Annotated in this window: 15 protein-coding genes; 4 read left to right on the top strand and 11 right to left on the bottom strand. The window is 65.0% G+C overall.

Annotation, left to right across the window (positions count from 1 at the left end):
* Positions 1-2 precede the first annotated feature (2 nt).
* Both rpsL and O5K31_RS04370 read right to left on the bottom strand, forming a co-directional pair.
* On the bottom strand, positions 3-374 hold the full coding sequence (gene rpsL / locus O5K31_RS04375; protein WP_269716104.1) for a 30S ribosomal protein S12: 372 nt from the start codon (positions 372-374) through the stop codon (positions 3-5).
* A 302-nt stretch (positions 375-676) separates the two neighbouring features.
* Positions 677-1,012: a TFIIB-type zinc ribbon-containing protein gene (locus O5K31_RS04370; protein WP_269716103.1), complete on the bottom strand. Its 336-nt coding sequence runs from the start codon at positions 1,010-1,012 to the stop codon at positions 677-679.
* Between the two features lie 148 nt (positions 1,013-1,160).
* Between O5K31_RS04370 and O5K31_RS04365 the strand changes: the two genes are divergently transcribed.
* Positions 1,161-2,195 carry a hypothetical protein gene (locus tag O5K31_RS04365; protein ID WP_269716102.1) on the top strand — a complete coding sequence of 345 codons (1,035 nt, stop codon included), beginning with the start codon at positions 1,161-1,163 and terminating at the stop codon, positions 2,193-2,195.
* Between the two features lie 82 nt (positions 2,196-2,277).
* Positions 2,278-2,817, top strand: a complete 540-nt coding sequence (locus O5K31_RS04360) for a hypothetical protein (RefSeq protein WP_269716101.1) — start codon at positions 2,278-2,280, stop codon at positions 2,815-2,817.
* Positions 2,818-2,880: 63 nt separating this feature from the next.
* Here O5K31_RS04360 and rpoC read toward each other — a convergent pair whose 3' ends face one another.
* Positions 2,881-7,080 (bottom strand): DNA-directed RNA polymerase subunit beta', encoded by a 4,200-nt coding sequence (gene rpoC / locus O5K31_RS04355; protein ID WP_269716100.1) that lies wholly within the window; start codon positions 7,078-7,080, stop codon positions 2,881-2,883.
* Positions 7,081-7,173: 93 nt separating this feature from the next.
* On the bottom strand, positions 7,174-11,244 hold the full coding sequence (gene rpoB / locus O5K31_RS04350) for a DNA-directed RNA polymerase subunit beta (protein WP_269716099.1): 4,071 nt from the start codon (positions 11,242-11,244) through the stop codon (positions 7,174-7,176).
* Between the two features lie 341 nt (positions 11,245-11,585).
* On the opposite strand from rpoB, the gene O5K31_RS04345 reads away from it, so the two are divergent.
* Positions 11,586-13,538 (top strand): M61 family metallopeptidase, encoded by a 1,953-nt coding sequence (locus O5K31_RS04345; RefSeq protein WP_269716098.1) that lies wholly within the window; start codon positions 11,586-11,588, stop codon positions 13,536-13,538.
* Positions 13,539-13,542: 4 nt separating this feature from the next.
* On the opposite strand, the gene O5K31_RS04340 is transcribed toward O5K31_RS04345, so the two are convergent.
* From O5K31_RS04340 to rplJ, 3 genes are all read right to left on the bottom strand, one after another.
* Positions 13,543-14,214 carry a class I SAM-dependent methyltransferase gene (locus tag O5K31_RS04340; RefSeq protein WP_269716097.1) on the bottom strand — a complete coding sequence of 224 codons (672 nt, stop codon included), beginning with the start codon at positions 14,212-14,214 and terminating at the stop codon, positions 13,543-13,545.
* A 122-nt stretch (positions 14,215-14,336) separates the two neighbouring features.
* Positions 14,337-14,726: a 50S ribosomal protein L7/L12 gene (rplL, locus tag O5K31_RS04335; RefSeq protein ID WP_269716096.1), complete on the bottom strand. Its 390-nt coding sequence runs from the start codon at positions 14,724-14,726 to the stop codon at positions 14,337-14,339.
* A 50-nt stretch (positions 14,727-14,776) separates the two neighbouring features.
* Positions 14,777-15,295: a 50S ribosomal protein L10 gene (gene rplJ / locus O5K31_RS04330; RefSeq protein ID WP_269716095.1), complete on the bottom strand. Its 519-nt coding sequence runs from the start codon at positions 15,293-15,295 to the stop codon at positions 14,777-14,779.
* Between the two features lie 361 nt (positions 15,296-15,656).
* Between rplJ and O5K31_RS04325 the strand changes: the two genes are divergently transcribed.
* The gene (locus O5K31_RS04325) at positions 15,657-16,391 is read left to right on the top strand and encodes a glutathione S-transferase (RefSeq protein ID WP_269716094.1); all 735 of its coding nucleotides are present in this window, start codon (positions 15,657-15,659) and stop codon (positions 16,389-16,391) included.
* 16 nt (positions 16,392-16,407) lie between these two features.
* Here O5K31_RS04325 and O5K31_RS04320 read toward each other — a convergent pair whose 3' ends face one another.
* The 4 genes from O5K31_RS04320 to nusG all read right to left on the bottom strand — a co-directional run bounded on the left by O5K31_RS04320 (position 16,408) and on the right by nusG (position 20,060).
* A complete protein-coding gene (locus O5K31_RS04320) occupies positions 16,408-18,027 on the bottom strand; it encodes a hypothetical protein (protein WP_269716093.1) in 1,620 nt (539 codons plus the stop codon).
* Between the two features lie 203 nt (positions 18,028-18,230).
* On the bottom strand, positions 18,231-18,920 hold the full coding sequence (gene rplA, locus O5K31_RS04315; RefSeq protein ID WP_269716092.1) for a 50S ribosomal protein L1: 690 nt from the start codon (positions 18,918-18,920) through the stop codon (positions 18,231-18,233).
* 3 nt (positions 18,921-18,923) lie between these two features.
* Entirely contained in the window at positions 18,924-19,355 is a 432-nt protein-coding gene (gene rplK / locus O5K31_RS04310) for a 50S ribosomal protein L11 (protein WP_269716091.1), read from the bottom strand.
* A 132-nt stretch (positions 19,356-19,487) separates the two neighbouring features.
* Positions 19,488-20,060: a transcription termination/antitermination protein NusG gene (gene nusG / locus O5K31_RS04305; protein ID WP_269716090.1), complete on the bottom strand. Its 573-nt coding sequence runs from the start codon at positions 20,058-20,060 to the stop codon at positions 19,488-19,490.
* Positions 20,061-20,063: the final 3 nt, after the last annotated feature.

Raw genomic sequence — 20,063 nt, 5'->3', positions numbered from 1 at the left:
CCTTACTTCGGACGCTTGGCGCCGTAGAGCGAACGGCGCTGCTTGCGGTCTTTGACGCCTTGCGTGTCAAGGACGCCGCGAAGGATGTGGTAGCGAACGCCGGGCAAATCCTTGACGCGGCCGCCGCGGATGAGCACCACCGAGTGCTCCTGCAGGTTGTGGCCTTCGCCGGGGATGTAGCAAACCGCTTCGATGCCGGTCGTCAGGCGCACCTTGGCGACCTTACGCAGAGCCGAGTTCGGCTTCTTCGGCGTCGTGGTGTAGACGCGGGTGCAAACGCCGCGGCGTTGCGGGCAGCCCTTAAGGGCGGGGACTTTGTTCCGGGCCGGCTTAGGTTGGCGCGGCTTGCGGATGAGCTGATTGACCGTAGGCATTCTATTCCGTGCTCGTGGAGACGTGTGCCTTTCGGCCGAGGCGTCTCGGGGGTCCTTGTTTGTGGTCCGGTTTTCTAGGACCGCTGAACGCGAAAACTCGCCGGCTGCTGAACTCAGCGCTTCCGGCGGGCCTGATCGTCCGTGCGGGACATCCGGTTTTCGGGGGCAGGTGCGAGACCGGCCCTCGAAAAGAGCGCGGTTGATACTCGCGAAGGCCCGGCGCGTCAAGAGTTTGAGGCCGGAACCGCCAAGCAGGCGGCCGAAACGGTTAATGCTTCGTTTCGGACCGCCGCAAGCCGTTGTCAGTCAAAGATGTCGAAGAGGTCAAAGCCCTTCTTTTTCTTCTTGTGACGATAATAGTCGTCGCCGTCGTAGCGGTGGCGGCGCTCGCGGTCGTCATAGGGGTGGCTGCGCTTCCAGGCTTCCGGATCGCGATGGAAGCCGTCCACCTCCCGTTCGAATCGCTCGCGGGCCTGCAGGGCCTCGCCCTGATCCTCGCGACCGGCGGCCAGGATCTTCTCCAGCTCGCCGCGATCCAGCCAGACGCCCCGGCAGGTCGGGCACATATCAAGTTCCACGCCCGAGCGAGCGACGGCCTGCATCGAGGTGTTGCAGTTGGGGCAGAGCAGAAGCGGCATATAGATCCTCCCGGTTCGACTTGATTTAGTTGTGTCGTGGAGTTCCGCTAGGTCCAAGGCGTTTGTTGGGCGCCGCGATTTGGCCTTATCCCAATGGAACCTAAACGGGCTGCGAAAGCTTGAGCATAAGGGCGAGGGGCGACGGGTCTTGGCGACACGCAGGCAAGCCATAGCGAAGAGGCGCAACCGCAATCGCGATGCGGCGATCTTCACTGTGTCCCTGGCCGCGCATATCGCCGTCCTGGCCTGGTTCGGAAGCCATATCCCCAACCCCTACAGACTGCCCGAACTGCAAGAGCCCCCCGCCGTGGACGTCGAGCTCTTCACCCTGCCGCCGGAGCCGCCGGTCGAGCCGATCCCCGACTTCGCCCTGCGCGAGATCGATCCCCAGGAGATTCCGCAAGAGACGCCGCCACCGCCTCCATCCGTGCCGCCCGTGGTCATGCCCGTTCCGCCGCGGCCACAGCCGACTCCGTCCCCGCCGCAACCCGAACAGCGGGTGGTGATCGCCCCCACGCCGCCCGCGCCGGCTCCGCCGCGCCCGGCGCCCCCGACTCCTGCACCCCCGCGGCCTGTCCAGCCCTCGCCGCAGCCCGCGCCGCCCTCACCAGCCCCGCCCGCGCCCATACCGGCCCCGCCGACACCTGCGCCGCCAAGGCCGCCCCTCGCCCCTCCAGCCCCCGCTCCCGTGGTTTCGGCGCCGGCGGCCAAGCCCGCTCCGCCACGCCCGCGCAAGGTGGATGAAGACGCGCCCAATACGACGGTCGCGCCCCTTCGCATGGCGCCCGTTCCGGGGCCGTCCGCTCCCCCCGCCGGATCGGGCGCGCCGCCCGCCGGCGCTGGCGGAGGCGGGGCGGCGGGTCGCGACTTCACCGTTCAGCGCGATGGAATCTCGCCCGGTCCCTTGCCCGGGGCCGAAGGGGGCCTGCGGGCCGCCCTGCGTCGGTCCGGCGTCGGCTGCGCGAACCAGGATGCGGTGAAGTTGACCAAGGCCGAACGCGACAAGTGTCTGGAACGCGCCGGCGCCAACCAGGCCGAGGCCACCTCTCCCCTGTTGGGAATCAACAAGGGCAAGCTGACGGCCATGGACCGCGAGAAGGCGGACAAGGACAACTACAACGCCTATCGCAGGATGGAAGCCGACTACCCCGGCCTGCGCAAGAGCATCGGCAAACGCCAGTAACCGCCACGATTTCGCCTCTTGCCCATAGCCAAGCTCGGTCATGCGGCGAGGGCGAGCGACGAGAACGGCGTTGCGGTGGACAATGGTCGCCGCCCTATCGCTGTTGGTCCACGCCGCGATCCTCGCTTGGCTGGGCCTGCGCGCGCCCGAACCTCAGTACCGCGAGCCCCTCGACGAGGGCCTGATCGAGATGCAGCTGTCGGCCGAGATCGCCGCCCGCCTGCGCCGTAGCGATCCCCAGCCACGGCGGGCCAAGACTTTCCCCTTCCCGCCGCTCTCGAACCTGGCCCCGGCTCCGCCAGAGCCACAGGCTCCGGCACCGCCCGTGAAGCTTGCTCCCGAAAGCGTGGTCGTCGATCTTCGCGCCGCCCTCAGACGGGCCGGGATCGGCTGCGCCATGACCCTGAAAGGCGAGGAATTGGCCGAATGCCAGGACCGCCTCGCCGCCCGCGCGGCCGATCGCGGCGCCTTGCCGGTGACCGCCGGGGCCAATCCCGAGGCGGGGCGCGCCTGGGACCGCAGCGCCGCTCGCAAGGAAGCCTATCGCCAGTACAGAGACGCCAACGTCGCGCCCGGAACCACCAAGGACAACATCGGCAAGGCCAAAGACATTCCGTTCTGAACGCGAAAACGGCCCGGGATCGCTCCCGGGCCGTCTCGTTTGGTCTGAAGGCTCGCGCCCGGCCTATTCGGCCGGAGCAGCCTCTTCCGCCAGGGCGATCTCGGCCGGCAGCGGCTCCATCGCCTGTTCGCGGGACGCGGCCAGGGCTTCGTCGCGCTTGGCTGCGACGCGTTGCAGGCCACGCAGGTAGGAGCCCGTGCCCGCCGGGATCAGACGACCCACGATCACGTTTTCCTTAAGGCCTTCCAGCGTGTCGGTCTTGCCGTGAACCGAAGCTTCGGTCAGCACGCGCGTCGTTTCCTGGAACGAAGCGGCGGAGATGAAGCTGCGGGTCTGCAGCGAGGCCTTGGTGATGCCCAGCAGAACCGGTTGCGTCACAGCCGGGCGACCCTTGCGGGCCTCGGCCTTGGCGCTCTCGGCGTCGGCTTCGGTCTTGTCCAGGTGGTCGCCACGGATCAGGCCCGTGTCGCCCGGCTCGAGGATCTCGACCTTCTGCAGCATCTGGCGAACGATCACCTCGATGTGCTTGTCGTTGATCGGCACGCCCTGCAGTCGGTAGACCTCCTGGATCTCATTGACCAGGAAGTCGGCCAGCGCCTCGATGCCCTGGATGCGCAGGATATCGTGCGGATCCGGGTTGCCGTCGATGATGTACTCGCCCTTGGTCACGAAATCCCCGTCGTGGACGGCGATGTGCTTGCCCTTGGGGATCAGGAACTCGACCGGTTCGCCCTTTTCGCCATCGGCGCTTTCAGGCGTGATCTTGATCCGGCGCTTGTTCTTGTAGTCGCGGCCGAATTCGACGCGGCCGTCCATCTCGGCGATGACCGCGCAGTCCTTGGGACGGCGGGCTTCGAAGAGTTCGGCGACGCGCGGCAGACCACCGGTGATGTCCCGGGTCTTGGCGCTTTCGGTCGGGATACGGGCGATGATCTCACCCGGCTTGACCTCATCGCCGTCGCCGACGGAGAGGATGGCTCCGACCGGCAGGAGGTAACGAGCCTCGCCGCCGTTGCTCAGGCGCTTGTAACCGCCTTCACCGTCCAGGACGCCGAGGGCCGGACGCAGGTCCGAACCGCGGGTCGAGGCGCGCCAGTCGATGATGACGCGGTTGGCGATGCCGGTGGCTTCGTCGGTTTCTTCACGGACCGAGAAGCCTTCCACCAGGTCTTCGGCGCGGATGCGGCCGCCGACTTCGGTGATGATCGGGTTGGTGTACGGGTCCCAGTCAGCGAGGCGGACGCCGCGCTTGACCTTCTCGCCGTCCTTGACCTTCAGGCGCGCGCCGTACGGCGGCTTGTAGGACTCGCGGTCCTTGCCGTCGACTTGCACGGTGATGGTCAGGTTGCGGCTCATGACCACCAGGCCGCCGTCGGGGGCCTGGACGGTGGCGCCGCCGGTGATGCGAACCACGCCGTCGTTGCTGCTTTCGAAGAACGACTGCTCGGCCACCTGGGCGGTGCCGCCGATGTGGAAGGTCCGCATGGTCAGCTGGGTGCCGGGCTCACCGATCGACTGAGCGGCGATGACGCCGACAGCTTCACCGATGTTCACCGGGGTGCCGCGCGCCAGGTCACGGCCGTAGCAGTAGCCGCAGGCGCCGATCTTGGCTTCGCAGGTCAGGCCCGAACGGACCTTCACCGACTGAACGCCGGCCGCCTCGATGGCGTCGGCCATGTTCTCGTCGACATAGGTGTCGGCGGGGCAGACCAGATCGCCGTCCGGGCTCTTGACGTCCTCGGCCGTGAAGCGGCCCAGGATGCGCAGACCCAGCGAGACGAGCACGTCACCGCCTTCGACGACGGCCTTCAGGGTGATGCCCTTGGTCGTGCCGCAGTCTTCCTCGGTAATGATGGCGTCCTGCGCTACATCCACCAGACGACGGGTCAGGTAACCCGAGTTGGCGGTCTTCAGCGCGGTGTCGGCCAGACCCTTACGGGCGCCGTGGGTGGAGTTGAAGTACTCCTGAACGGTCAGGCCTTCCTTGAAGTTCGAGACGATCGGGGTCTCGATGATCTCGCCGGAGGGCTTGGCCATCAGGCCGCGCATCCCGCCGAGCTGCTTCATCTGGGCTTGCGAACCACGAGCGCCGGAGTGGGCCATCATGTAGATGGCGTTGATTTCCTTCTCGCGGCCGTTCTCGTCCTTATGCTTCGTTTGAAGCTCGGCCATCATCTCGTCAGCGACGCGATCGGTGGCCTTGGCCCAGGCGTCGACGACCTTGTTGTACTTCTCACCCTTGGTGATTAGGCCGTCGGCGTACTGTTGCTCGTACTCTTCAGCCAGAGTGCGGGTTTCGGCGACGATCGCCTCTTTCCGCTTCGGGATGATAATGTCGTCCTTGCCGAAGGAGATGCCGGCCTTGGCCGCTTCCTTGAAGCCCAGACCCATCAGCTGGTCGGCGAAGATCACCGTCGCCTTCTGACCGCAGTGGCGATAGACCACGTCGATCAGGTTGCCGATCTCCTTCTTGGTGAGCGGCTTTTCGATCAGCTTGTGGCCGATCGCGGCGTTGCGCGGCAGCAGGGCGGCGATCTTCATCCGGCCCGGCGTGGTGTCGATCACCTTGGTGGTGACGACGCCTTCCGGGTTCATCTCGGTGAAGCGCGCTTTGATCTTCGAGTGCAGGCTGACGACCTTGGCGTCCAGAGCCGCCTCGATCTCACCCAGGTTGCCGAAGATCTTGCCTTCGCCCGGCTCGCCTTCGCGAGACATGGACAGGTAGTACAGGCCGAGCACGATATCCTGCGACGGCACGATGATCGGGCGACCATTGGCGGGCGACAGGATGTTGTTCGTCGACATCATCAGGACGCGCGCTTCCAGCTGGGCCTCGAGGCTTAGCGGGACGTGAACGGCCATCTGGTCGCCGTCGAAGTCGGCGTTGAAGGCGGCGCAGACCAGCGGGTGAAGCTGGATGGCCTTGCCTTCGATCAGCTTGGGCTCGAACGCCTGGATGCCCAGACGGTGAAGCGTCGGCGCGCGGTTCAGCAGAACCGGGTGCTCGCGGATCACCTCTTCGAGGATGTCCCACACCTGCGGCTGCTCGCGCTCGACCATGCGCTTGGACTGCTTGACGGTGCCCGACAGGCCCTTGGCGTCCAGGCGCGCATAGATGAACGGCTTGAACAGCTCCAGAGCCATCTTCTTGGGCAGGCCGCACTCGTGCAGCTTCAGCTCGGGGCCGACCACGATGACCGAACGGCCCGAATAGTCGACGCGCTTGCCGAGCAGGTTCTGACGGAAGCGGCCTTGCTTGCCCTTCAGCATGTCGGCCAGCGACTTCAGCGGGCGCTTGTTGGCGCCCGTGATCACGCGACCGCGGCGGCCGTTGTCGAACAGGGCGTCGACCGACTCTTGCAGCATCCGCTTTTCGTTGCGGATGATGATGTCGGGCGCGCGAAGCTCGATCAGGCGCTTCAGGCGGTTGTTACGGTTGATGACCCGGCGATAGAGGTCGTTCAGATCGGACGTGGCGAAGCGGCCGCCGTCCAGCGGCACCAGCGGGCGCAGCTCGGGCGGGATCACCGGGACCACGGTGAGCACCATCCACTCGGGACGGTTGCCGCTCTCCATGAACGCTTCGATGATCTTCAGGCGCTTGGACGCCTTCTTCTGCTTCATTTCCGAAGGCGTGCCGGCCAGCTCTTCGCGCAGGCGCTCGGCTTCCTTCTCCAGGTCGATGGCCTTGAGCAGGCCCTGGACCGCTTCAGCGCCGATTTCGGCGGTGAAGCTGTCGTCGCCAAACTCGTCCTGGCAGCGGATGTAGTCGTCTTCCGACAGCAGCTGGTGCTGCTTCAGCGAGGTCAGGCCCGGCTCGGTGACGATGTAGTATTCGAAATACAGAACGCGCTCGATGTCCTTCAGCGGCATGTCGAGCATCAGGGCGATACGCGACGGCAGCGACTTCAGGAACCAGATGTGGGCGACCGGCGAGGCCAGCTCGATGTGGCCCATACGCTCACGGCGAACGCGCGCGAGGGTGACTTCAACCCCGCACTTTTCGCAGATGATGCCCTTGTACTTCATGCGCTTGTACTTGCCGCACAGGCACTCGTAGTCCTTCGTCGGGCCGAAGATGCGAGCGCAGAACAGGCCGTCGCGCTCCGGCTTGAAGGTCCGGTAGTTGATGGTTTCGGGCTTCTTGATCTCGCCGAACGACCACGACCGGATTTTTTCCGGCGAGGCGAGCGAGATACGGATCTGGTCGAAGGTCGGAGCGGCCTGGACCGGATTGAAGATGTTCAGGACTTCCTGGTTCATCTTGGTTCCTTCTGCGGGGACTCCCGCGAAATTTCTGGTTGGAGAGGGCGATCAGGTCCCCTCCCCCGCCTGGGCGAGGGAGGGGCTGTTTGATCAGCTGTTCTCCAGCTCCACGTTCAGGCCCAGCGAGCGCATTTCCTTGACCAGCACGTTGAAGCTTTCGGGGATGCCCGCTTCGAACGTGTCGTCACCGCGCACGATGGACTCGTAGACCTTGGTACGGCCGGCCACGTCGTCCGACTTCACCGTCAGCATTTCCTGCAGGGTGTAGGCGGCGCCGTAGGCTTCCAGAGCCCACACCTCCATCTCCCCGAAGCGCTGACCGCCGAACTGCGCCTTGCCGCCCAGCGGTTGCTGGGTGACGAGCGAGTACGGACCGATGGAGCGGGCGTGGATCTTGTCGTCGACCAGGTGGTGCAGCTTCAGCATGTAGATGTAGCCGACCGTGACCGGACGCTTGAACTGCTCGCCGGTCTGGCCGTCGAACAGAATCGACTGACCCGATGCGTCGAGACCCGCCATCCGCAGGTGATCTTCGATATCGCCGATGTGGGCGCCGTCGAAGACCGGGGTCGCGAAAGGTACGCCCTTGGAGAGGTTGCGGGCCAGTTCGACCAGCTCTTCTTCCGTTTCGGGCAGGTCCTCGTGATCGCCGTAGATCTCGCCCAGACGCTTGGTCAGTTCAGCCTTCTGGCCACCGTTCTGCCAGGCTTCCAGCAGGCCGGCGATCTGCTTGCCGAGACCGGCCGCAGCCCAACCGAGGTGGGTTTCGAAGATCTGACCGACGTTCATGCGCGAAGGCACGCCCAGCGGGTTCAGCACGACGTCGACGGCGGTGCCGTCTTCCAAGTGCGGCATGTCCTCGATCGGAAGGATCTTGGAGATGACGCCCTTGTTGCCGTGACGGCCAGCCATCTTGTCGCCCGGCTGAAGCTTGCGCTTCACGGCCACGAAGACCTTGACCATCTTCATGACGCCCGGAGGCAGTTCGTCGCCGCGCTGCAGCTTGTCGACCTTGTCCTCGAAGCGACGGTCCAGGCGCTTGCGGGCTTCGTCGAACTGGCGGCGCATGGCCTCCAGCTCACCCATGGCCTTTTCGTCGTCGAGGGCGATCTGCCACCACAGGCCCGGCTGGATCTCGCCCAGCTTCTCGGCGGTGACTTCGCCGCGGCTCAGGCCCTTGGGACCCGAGACGGCGGTCTTGCCGACGATCAGCTCGCGCAGACGTCCGGTCATGTTGCGGTTCAGGATCGCGAACTCGTCGTCGCGGTCCTTGCCCAGGCGGTCGATTTCGGCGCGTTCGATGGCGAGCGCGCGCTCGTCCTTGTCGACGCCGTGACGGTTGAAGACGCGCACTTCCACGATCGTGCCGGCGACGCCCGGGGGCAGGCGCAGGCTGGTGTCGCGGACGTCCGAAGCCTTTTCACCGAAGATGGCGCGCAGAAGCTTTTCTTCCGGCGTCATCGGGCTCTCGCCCTTCGGCGTGACCTTGCCGACCAGGATGTCGCCCGGCTGCACTTCCGCGCCGATCGCCACGATGCCGGCTTCGTCGAGGTTGCGCAGGGCTTCTTCACCCACGTTCGGGATGTCGCGCGTGATCTCTTCCGGACCAAGCTTCGTATCGCGGGCCATGACCTCGAATTCCTCGATGTGGATCGAGGTGAACACGTCGTCGCGGACGATGCGTTCTGAGATCAGGATGGAGTCTTCGAAGTTGTAGCCGTTCCAGGGCATGAACGCGACGAGCGCGTTGCGGCCCAGGGCCAGTTCACCCAGCTCGGTCGACGGACCGTCGGCGATGATGTCGCCGGCGTTGATCTTGTCGCCCACGCGGACCAGCGGACGCTGGTTGATGCAGGTGTTCTGGTTGGAGCGCTGGAACTTGCTCAGGCGATAGATATCGACGCCCGGCTTGTTCGGATCGGCTTCCTGGGTGGCGCGGATGACGATCCGGGTGCCGTCGATCTGCTCGACCACGCCGGTGCGGCGGGCGACGACCACAGCGCCCGAGTCACGAGCCACGACGCCTTCCATGCCGGTCCCGACCAGCGGCGCGTCGGACTGCACCAGCGGCACGGCCTGACGTTGCATGTTCGAGCCCATGAGGGCGCGGTTGGCGTCATCGTTTTCGAGGAAGGGGATCAGGGCCGCGGCGACCGAGACGACCTGCTTGGGCGAAACGTCCATCAGGTCGACGTTCTCCTTCTGCAGGAGCGTCGGTTCGCCGTTGATGCGGCCAGGGACCAGGTCTTCGACGATCGTGCCATCGGCCAGCTTGATGTTGGCCTGGGCGATGACGTGCTTCGCCTCTTCCATGGCCGACATGTAGACGACTTCTTCCTGCTGCTTGCCGTCGACCACGCGACGGTACGGGCTCTCGATGAAGCCGTACTTGTTCACGCGGGCGTGGGTCGCCAGGGAGTTGATCAGACCGATGTTCGGGCCTTCCGGCGTTTCGATCGGGCAGATGCGGCCGTAGTGGGTCGGGTGAACGTCGCGGACTTCGAAGCCGGCGCGCTCGCGGGTCAGACCGCCAGGGCCAAGCGCCGACAGGCGGCGCTTGTGGGTGATTTCCGACAGCGGGTTGGTCTGGTCCATGAACTGCGACAGCTGCGAGGAGCCGAAGAATTCACGCACCGCCGCCGCCGCGGGTTTGGCGTTGATCAGGTCGTGCGGCATGACCGTGTCGATATCGACCGAGCTCATGCGCTCCTTGATGGCGCGCTCCATGCGGAGCAGGCCGACGCGGTACTGGTTCTCGAGCAGCTCGCCCACCGAACGGACGCGACGGTTGCCCAGGTTGTCGATGTCGTCGATTTCGCCACGGCCGTCACGCAGACCGACCAGCAGCTTCAGGACGGCCAGAACGTCTTCCTTGCGCAGGACGCGCATCTCGTCGGAAGCATCCAACTCCAGACGCATGTTCATCTTCACGCGGCCGACCGAAGACAGGTCGTAGCGTTCGGAATCGAAGAACAGCGACTTGAACATCGCCTCGGCCGCTTCGACGGTGGGCGGCTCGCCCGGACGCATGACGCGATAGATGTCGAACAGCGCGTCTTCACGCAGGGTGTTCTTGTCCACGCGCAGCGTGTTGCGCATGTAGGCGCCGACCGTGACGTGGTCGATGTCGAGCACGTCGATAGTCGAGAAGCCTTGTTCGGCCAGGGCTTCGATCGACGCCGGATCCAGCTCATCGCCGGCTTCGGCATAGATTTCACCGGTCGAGAAGTTGACCGCGTCGCGCGCCAGGTAGCGGCCCGTCAGGGCTTCCGGACGAAGCAGCAGGGTCTTCAGCCCCGCGTCGGCGAACTTCTTGGCGTTACGCGCCGAGATTTTCTGGCCGGCCGGAGCGATCTCTTCGCCGGTGTCGGCGTCGATCAGCGGGAATTCCGGCTTCACGCCGCGCCAGCGTTCCGGCTTGTACGGGGTGGCCCAGCCGCCTTCGCGCTTCTCGAAGGGAACGACGTCGTAGAAGGTCGTCAGGATCTCTTCGCCGTCCATGCCCAGGGCATAGAGGAAGGTCGTGGCCGGCAGTTTGCGGCGACGGTCGATACGGACGTAGACGATGTCCTTGGCGTCGAACTCGAAGTCGAGCCACGAGCCGCGGTACGGGATCACGCGGGCGGCGAACAGCAGCTTGCCCGAGGCGTGGGTCTTGCCCTTGTCGTGGTCGAAGAACACGCCGGGCGAACGGTGCATCTGCGAGACGATGACGCGCTCGGTGCCGTTGACGATGAAGGTGCCCTTGTCCGTCATGAGCGGGATATCGCCCATGTAGACGTCCTGCTCCTTGATGTCCTTGACGGAGCGGGCGCCGGTCTCTTCTTCGGTTTCGAAGACGATCAGGCGAAGCTTGACCTTCAGCGGCGCCGCATAGGTCATGTCGCGCTGAATGCACTCTTCAACGTCGTACTTGGGCTCTTCGAACTCATACGAGACGTATTCGAGGACCGAACGCTCGTTGAAGTCCTTGATCGGGAACACCGACTTGAAGACCGCCTCGATCCCTTCATCGCGACGCTGACCGCTATAGGTCTCGCGCTGAAGGAATTGTTCGTAGGAGGACCGCTGAACCTCGATGAGGTTCGGCATCTGCACGGCTTCGGGGATGCGGCCGAAAGACTTCCGGATCCGCTTCTTGCCGGTGAACGATTGCGCCATTGATGTTCCCTGTAGGCCCGGAACTAGAATCCGGGCTTCGGCTTTTTGTCGGTGTGTCCACCCTCGCCGCCCTTTCGGGCGAAGGACACGGTGACAAAGCCCTTTGAATTCAAAGGGCTCCCCTTCGCGCTGGTCAGAGGGCCAGGACCGCGCCTCGGGGCTGGAAGCGAAAGAGGACCTGTGCGCAAGACGCACCTATCCCCATCGAATCTCTTTTGAAGCACGCGGATATAATCCCGCAGCGGGGATAAGCCAAGGGGCTATCCGCAGAATCCTGACGGATTCCGGGTCGCCGAGACGGCGCTTTCCGATCTGGAGAACTTACGCTTAAGTCCAGCCTCATGAAAGCAGTCCTTTTGGCCGCATCGGCCCTGTCGCTCTCTCTGTCCGCCGCCCCCTTCTCCATCGCGTGGGCCGCGCAGAACCCGCCGCCCCAGCCCGCTCCGATGACACCGCCGATCCCGGCCGCCAAGGACGTCCCCTATCCGGGCACGATGAAGCTGTTCGTGGACGCCACCGACACCGACCGCCGCATCGTCCGCGTCAAACAGTCGATCCCCGTGGACAGGGCCGGCCCCTTCACCTTGCTCTATCCGGAATGGCTGCCGGGCAATCACGCCCCACGCGGTCCCGTGGACAAGGTCGCGGGTCTGGTGATCACGGCCAACGGTCAGCGCGTGGCCTGGACCCGCGATCCGGTGGAGGTCTTCGCCTACCATGTGGAGGTGCCGCAGGGCGCGACGGCGCTGGAGGTCGAGTTCCAGTTCGTCTCGCCCGTGAACACCGACCAGGGCCGCATCGTCGTCACCAACGAGATGATGAACCTGCAGTGGAATCAGCTGGCCCTCTATCCGGCCGGGTGGTTCACCCGCCAGATTCCGGTGGAACTGGCCCTGCGCCTGCCGGAGCAGTGGAAGTTCGGCGTCGCCCTCGATGTGGCGGGCGCCGCCGATGGCGTCACCACCTTCAAGCCGGTGTCGTTCGAGACGCTGGTGGACAGCCCCATGTTCGCCGGCCGCTACTATCGCCAGTTCGATCTCGATCCCGGCGGCCGCAGCCCGGTGAAGCTGAACGTCGTGGCCGACCGCGAGGAACTGCTCGCCGCCACGCCCGAGCAGATTGAAAAGCACCGCAATCTGGTGAAGCAGGCGGACAAGCTCTACGGCACGCGCCAGTATGACCGGTACGACTTCCTGCTGTCGCTGACCGACCGCATGGGCGGCATCGGCCTGGAGCACCACCGCTCCAGCGAGAACGGCGTGCCGCCGACCTATTTCACCGATTGGGACAAGCATGCCGCCAATCGCGACCTGCTGCCCCACGAGTACACCCACTCCTGGAACGGCAAGTTCCGCCGCGGGGCGGACCTGTTCACACCGGACTATTCGGTCCCCATGCGCAACAGCATGCTGTGGGTCTATGAGGGACAGACCCAGTACTGGGGTTTTGTCCTTTCGGCCCGCTCGGGCTTGCTGACCAAGCAGGAGACGCTGGAGGCGATCGCATCCACCGCCGCCACCTTTGAGGCGCGCGTCGGTCGTACCTGGCGGACCGTGCTGGACACCACCAACGACCCCATCACCATCGCCCGCAAGCCTGAACCCTGGACCAGTTTCCAGCGGGGCGAGGATTACTATTCCGAGGGCCAGCTCGTCTGGCTCGACGCCGACACCCTGATCCGTGAGAAGACCGGCGGGAAGAAGTCCCTCGACGACTTCGCCAAGGTCTTCCTCGGCGCCGAGGGCAAGTTCGACGGCAGCTATGTGCCGCTGACCTATGAATTCGATGACGTGGTCGCGGCCTTGAACAAGGTGGTCGCGCACGACTGGGCCGGATTCCTGAAGGCCCGCATCTATGACGTGACGCCCAAGGCCCCGCTCGACGGCTTGACGCGCGGCGGCTACCGCCTTGTCTACCGGGACACGCCGACCGCCTACTTCAAGGCCAACGAGTCTCGTCGCAAGATCACCGACCTGACCTACTCCCTGGGCGTGGTGGTCGGCGCGGAAGGCAAGCTCAGCGCCGTGCAGTGGGAAGGACCGGCCTTCAAGGCGGGCCTGACCAACGCCGGCCAGATCATCGCTGTCAACGGGATCGCCTATGACGGCGATCGCCTGAAGGCGGCGATCAAGGACGCCAAGACCTCCAAGGCTCCGATCGAACTGCTGGTGAAGACCGCCGAGCGCTACCGCACGGTCCAGATTCCCTATGCCGAGGGCCTGCGCTACCCGGCGCTGGAGCGGATCGAGGGAACCCCGGCGCGTCTGGACGACATCCTCGCGCCCCGGAAGTAGGCTCCTAGGAGCGGATCGCGATCAGGGACTTCGTCAGCCCCGCGATCCGCTCATCCGGGAAACGAGCGTCGGAAAACAGGAAGCGGAACTGCGCCTTGTCCAGCAGGCGGGCGCTTTGCACCGTGGCCATCGCCTCGCCCATGTCGGCGGCCTTCTTCTCGTACCCATGCTGTCGCTTCAGCATGGCCTTGGCCCGGGACTGTTCGCTGCGCCAATGGAAGAACCAGCTTCCAAAATGCGGCTCATACGGAAAACCCCAGTACGGGGTCTGGACGTAGTAGCGCGGCGCCAGACGGCGGACTTCTGCGGCGAAGGCGGTCATGCGCGCCCAGTCGCCCACGTGCTCGATCACTGAGTTGGAATGAACCAGGTCGAAAGAGCCATCGACGAACTGCGACAGATCGCAGGCGTCGCCCTCGATGCTGTGGATCATCGGATCGCGCGAGATGAAGCCCTGAATGTTCACCGAGGTGATCTGGACCCGGCAGCGCTCCAGGAGGGCGCGGTCGAAAAGCCGCCAGTAGTCAGGCTCTCCGCCAAGGTCGATGATCCGGCATCGCCCTTCGGCCGCGAAAGTCTTTTCGATCAGCTCGGCGACCAGCCGCGTGCGGGCCCGGCGAAAGCGCGAGGCCTTCGAGGCGGGGTCGTTGAACGGCTGGAGCTCGGCGTCGTACATGGTTCACAATGCGTTAACCGCACAGCGAAGCCGTTGTCAAAACGATGCTCGCCGAACACGAAAAACGCCCCTGGATCGCTCCAGGGGCGTTCTCGATAGCGTCAGAGCTGACGCCGACCAGATTACTTGATCTGGACGGTGGCGCCGGCTTCTTCGAGCTTCTTCTTGGTTTCTTCGGCGACTTGCTTCGAAACGTTTTCGACGACGTTCTGCGGAGCGCCTTCGACCAGGTCCTTGGCTTCTTTCAGGCCGAGGTCCGGACGAACGCCGCGAACTTCCTTGATCACGTTGATCTTCTTGTCGCCACCGCTCGTCAGGACGACGGTGAACTCGGTTTGCTCTTCAGCGGCTTCAGCCGGAGCGGCGCCAGCGCCACCGCCGGCCGGCATGGCCATGGCCACCGGAGCAGCGGCCGAGACGCCCCACTTTTCTTCGAGCAGCTTGGACAGCTCAGCGGCTTCCAGAACCGACAGGGCGGACAGGTCTTCGACGATCTTATCGAGCTTGGACATGATAGTTCCTTAGAGGATGAGGGATGTTGGGGAGATGACTGACAGTCCGCTTACGCGGCGTCTTTCGTGGCGTAAGCGTTGAAGACGCGTGCGAGCTGGCCCGCCGGAGCTTGCAGAACGCCGGCGATCTTGGTCGCGGGGGCGTTGAGCAGACCGATGAGCTGGCCGCGGATCTGGTCGAGCGAGGGCAGGGTCGCCAGGGCCTTTACGGCCTTCTCGTCCAGGATGGTCGTTTGACCCAGGATGCCGCCAACGATGGTGAACTTGTCGTTCTCCTTGGCGTACTGGGCGACGACCTTGGCGGCGGACACCGGATCGGCGCCGTAGGCGATGGCGACGGGGCCGACGAAGAGGGCGTCGCCCGCTTCACCTGCCGAGCCGTTCAGGGCCTTTTGCACCAGGGTGTTTTTCACCACCTTCAGCGCGGCGCCTTCCTTGCGGAGGCGCAGACGCAGGTCGGTCATTTCCGCAACGGTCAGACCCATATAGTGGGTCACGACGACAGCGCCGGAGTCAGCGAAGACGCCCTTGAGCGTCTCGATCGACTCTTGCTTTTGAGCGCGGTCCATTGCGGTCTCCTACTCAGTTACAGCGGCCGGACCATCCGGACGCCGAAATTGACTTCGCGACGGCGGGATCGCTCCCATCGCGCTTGGTCGGTCTCGACTGTCCGAAGGATGCACGAGCCGCGCGCTCACCCGTCAGGAACGGAATGGTGCGTGCAGAACTCTCTGCTTCCCCGTCTCCCGGCGGCTGGAAAGGGCTCTTTCCAGTTATGGCTCCGGTGACCCCGGCGCCCCACTGTTCTCGGACAGGTTCGCCGCCACGGGCGAACCCAGGCGACGGAAGCGGCGCGTATAGAGGAAAACCTGATAGGACTCAACCCCGCGCGCCTCATGGCGTCCGCCAGGCTCGTGACAGGAGATCCCGATGGCTTACGAACTCTACTACTGGCCAGGCATCCAGGGGCGGGGCGAATTCGTGCGCCTGGCGCTGGAACAGGCCGGCGCGGACTATGTCGATATCGGTCGGGGCGACGAGAAGAACGGCCAGGGCGCCCAGGCTCTGCTCCCCTTCCTGAAGGGGGAGGCTGGCTCCCGACCGCCCTTCGCCCCGCCCTTCCTGAAGGACGGCGACATCGTGGTGGGCCAGACCGCGGCGATCCTGATGTATCTCGGCCCCAAGCTGAAACTCGCGCCCAAGGCCGAAGCCGACCGGCTATGGGCCCACCAGATTCAGCTGACCATCGCCGACCTCACGGCCGAGGCGCACGACAGCCATCACCCCGTCGGTCTGAGCCTCTATTACGAGGACCAGAAGAAGGAGGCCGCCAAGCGGGCCAAGGAGTTCCGCAAGCAGCGCATTCCCAAGTTCCTGGGCTGGCTGGAGATGATCCTGGCGGCCAATCCGGCCGGCGATCAGTGGCTGGTGGGAGACAAGCTGTCCTATGCCGACCTGTCGGCCTTCCAGGTGGTTCAGGGCCTGCTCTACGCCTTCCCCAAGGCCGCCAAGAAGGTGCTGAAGGAAACGCCCAAGCTGGCCGCCCTGGCGGTGCGGGTCGCCGACCAGCCCAACATCAAGGCCTATCTGGAAAGCGAACGACGCCTGCCCTTCAGCGAGATGGGGATTTTCCGGCATTACAAGGATCTAGACAAAGCGCCATGACCCCTGTTCGTCGCTCCTAATGTTTGATCTTGGCGGTGATCGAGGACGGCCAGACCAGCACTGTGGCCCGCTCCTCATAGGGGCTGACGAATTCCAGCCGCCGCGCCCAGGGACCGAACTGACGCTGCGCCGCGTCCAGGCACAACTGCAGCTCCGGGCAGCCCGCCATGCCCTCGCCGACGACCAGGAATTCCGGCGCGCCTGGGCTCGCCGGCGGCGCATACCACAGGGCGGCGCTCTGGTGCGGTCCTTGGCGCCAGACCCGCCCGTCGAACACCGCCGGATAGGCCTTCAGCGCACCGTTGGACAGCCAGGTTGCGCCTTCGATCCGAAGCTCCCTAGGGCCATAGCCTTTGGTCAATCCATGCTCGGCTGAGAAGGCGCCAAAGGCTCGGGCTCCTTGCGCATTGGGCTCGGGCAAAGGGGCGAACCAGGAAGCGGGCCGGCCGAGCGGCCCAGACAGGATGGCCAGCAACAGAAGAAGGGCGCCATAGGCCTGAACCGGGCGTTTCAGCCGACCTTCAGGCAGGTTGCAGGCGATAGCGATCAACAAGGCTGGGACCAGGACGGCAAGGTTCAAAAACAGCCGTCCGACCCAGTCGCCTTCTGGAAAGATGAAGATCGCGAAGGACGAAAGCACCCCCAGGCAGGAGAGGACGGCGGCCGCCACAAGAAATCTGGCGTCGGCCCCGATCTGCGCCCAGCGCCTCCAAAAGGCGATGATCAGCAGGCCCGCCAGAACCGCCAGCGCGCCAAGATCGATAAGTGCGGCCGCACGGCTGGCCGGCCCTCCCAGACCCGAGGTCCAGGGCGCCAGGTTGAACATTCGGCTCAGAGCGACCAGGCCGCGCTTGATGTTGAACGCTATGACCTCCGGCGGCGCCAGGACGACTTCGGCGTGAGGCAGGAAATCCAGCAGGCCCAGAACGCGGGTGTAGCAAAGCCCCCCGACGACGATGAAGGTTGCGGCCACGGCATGGAGGCGCCGCGCAAGCCGACTCGACGCGCCGAACCGGGCGGCCAGCGCCCCCGCAAGGACCAGGGGCGCGACGAACGCCGCCAAGCCCCAAGGATCTGAAAGCGTCGCCAGCAGGATCAACACGGCGGACACGCCCAGCCAGGCGATCTTGCCGTCGCGGACATAGGCGTGCGCCGCGAGCAGGCCTGTAAGCCCCCCGACCACAGTGATGTTGTGCGTCGCCGGATAGGTCATGAACCCATAGGCGCCCAAGGTCTCCGGATTGCTTCCCGCCGCCGCCACGAAGGTCAAAAACGACGCCGGCCAAGCAAGGCGCTTGTCGCAAAGCCGCGTGGCCAGCACCGCCGCCAGGGCCGCGGCGGCGACAGACAACAGCCAGCCCACGACCAGCACGGCCATGGGAGAGCGGGGGAAAGCCGCCAACACGCCGGCGAAGAGCGGCGCTAGGGAGAAAACCCAGTTGTCCACCGTGTACCGACGCCCGCCGAGGGCCGACAGGCCGTGCTCGCCTACATCGTCCACGAGCAACGCCAGATTGGTGGTGTCGGTCTCCAAGGACCAGGTTGCGAGGGCCACACGCAGCGACCCGTAGCAGACCAGCGCAATGACGATCGTGCAGAACGCGCCGGCGGCCGGCCGGAACACTGACTTGAACATGCCGCAAACTCACGAAACTGAGTTTGGGCCTATTCATCCGTCACGCTCGGCTCAACGACCCAGCGTTGGGGGCTTTGAAGAATGCGACCAACGGCTCAAAGCGCTGAGCGCACAGGCGGCTCCTGCGCTCCCTTGAACCCTGGCACAAAGAAGGGCGGAGCCTTACGGCCCCGCCCCCTGATCTTGCCACGGTCGGTTGTCGCTTAGGCGACGACCGAAGCCGCGTCGATCTTGAAGCCCGGACCCATGGTCGAGGACAGGCTGATGCGCTTCACGTAGATGCCCTTGGCGCCCGAGGGCTTGGACTTGTTGAGCGCGTCGACCAGAGCCACGACGTTGGCCTTCAGGGCGTCGTCGGTGAACGAGGCCTTGCCGATGCCGGCGTGGACGATGCCCGCCTTCTCGACGCGGAACTCGACGGCGCCGCCCTTGGCGTCCTTGACCGCTTGGCCGACGTTCGGCGTCACGGTGCCGACCTTCGGGTTCGGCATCAGGCCGCGCGGGCCCAGCACCTTACCCAGACGGCCGACGAGGGCCATCATGTCGGGGGTCGCGATGACGCGGTCGAAGTCCATGAAGCCGCCGTTGATCTTTTCGTACAGATCTTCAGCGCCGACATGTTCCGCGCCGGCCGCGGTGGCTTCGTCAGCCTTGGCGTCCTTGGCGAAGACGGCGACGCGAACGTCACGGCCCGTGCCCGACGGCAGGTTGACCACGCCGCGGACCTGTTGGTCGGCGTGACGGGGATCGACGCCCAGGTTCACCGAGATTTCGATCGTCTCGTCGAACTTGGCCGTGGCGTTGGCCTTCACCAGCTTGATGGCTTCGTCGAGCGCGAGGTTGCTGTCGCGGTCGCCGGTCCAGGCTTGGATGCGCTTGGGTTGCTTTGCCATGACTTAGGACTCCACCACTTTCAGGCCCATCGCGCGGGCCGAGCCCTCGATGATGCGGGCCGCGGCTTCAACGTCATTGGCGTTGAGGTCTTTCATCTTCTTTTCGGCGATCTCGCGCAGTTGGGCGCGGGTGATCGAGCCGACGGTCTCGCGACCGGTCAGCTTGGCGCCGGACTTCAGGCCCGTGGCTTCCTTCAGGAAGAAGGTGGCCGGCGGGGTCTTCGTCACGAAGGTGAACGACTTGTCCTGATAGACCGTGATCACGGTCGGCAGGGGCGTACCCTTCTGGACGCTTTCGGTCCGTGCGTTGAACTCTTTGCAGAAGCCCATGATGTTCACGCCGCGTTGACCCAGCGCCGGCCCGATGGGCGGCGAAGGCGTGGCGGAGCCGGCGGGCACCTGCAGCTTGATATAGCCCAGGATCTTCTTTGCCATAGTCTCCTCGGTGGCCGGAATTCCGGCCGGTTGAGCCGTGGTCCGGGCTTGGCGGCCCTCCCACGGATTTGATGGACAGCCCGAAAGCTGTCCGTTTCATCCCCGCCGCCTAGGCCGCGGGGAATTTCGTCATCAGGCGGTTTTCTCGACCTGATTGTATTCCAGCTCGACCGGGGTCGCCCGGCCGAAGATCGACACGGTGACGCGCAGGCGGGCGCGTTCTTCGTCCACGTCCTCAACCGAGCCGGTGAAGCTGGCGAAGGGACCGTCGGTGACGCGAACCTGCTCGCCGATCTCGTAGGAGACGGTGGGCTTGGGGCGCTCGACGCCCTCTTCGATGGCGCCGACGATGCGTTGAACTTCCTTTTCCGGCACGGGGGTCGGCTTGGAGCCGCCCTGGGCGCCGAGGAAGCCGGTGACCTTCGGGGTGTTCTTGATGAGGTGGTAGGCTTCGTCGGTCAGGTGCATCTTCACCAGCACGTAGCCTGGGAAGAACTTGCGCTCGGCGTTGACCTTGCGGCCGCGGCGGATCTCGACGACGTCCTCGGTGGGAACCAGGATTTCGGAGAAGCTGTCCTCCAGGCCATGCGACTTGGCCTGCTCGAGGATGCTGTCACGGACCTTCTTCTCGAAGTTCGAGTAGGCGTGGACGATGTACCACTTGTGGTTCGGGTTCGAGGTGGAGCCGCCCGTCTGATCGTTCATCGT

It is taken from the genome of Caulobacter sp. NIBR2454 (assembly GCF_027474405.1).
GTDB lineage: Bacteria > Pseudomonadota > Alphaproteobacteria > Caulobacterales > Caulobacteraceae > Caulobacter.
The sequence above is the reverse complement of the archived record's forward strand: the minus strand, read 5'-3'. Positions and strand labels throughout refer to the sequence as shown.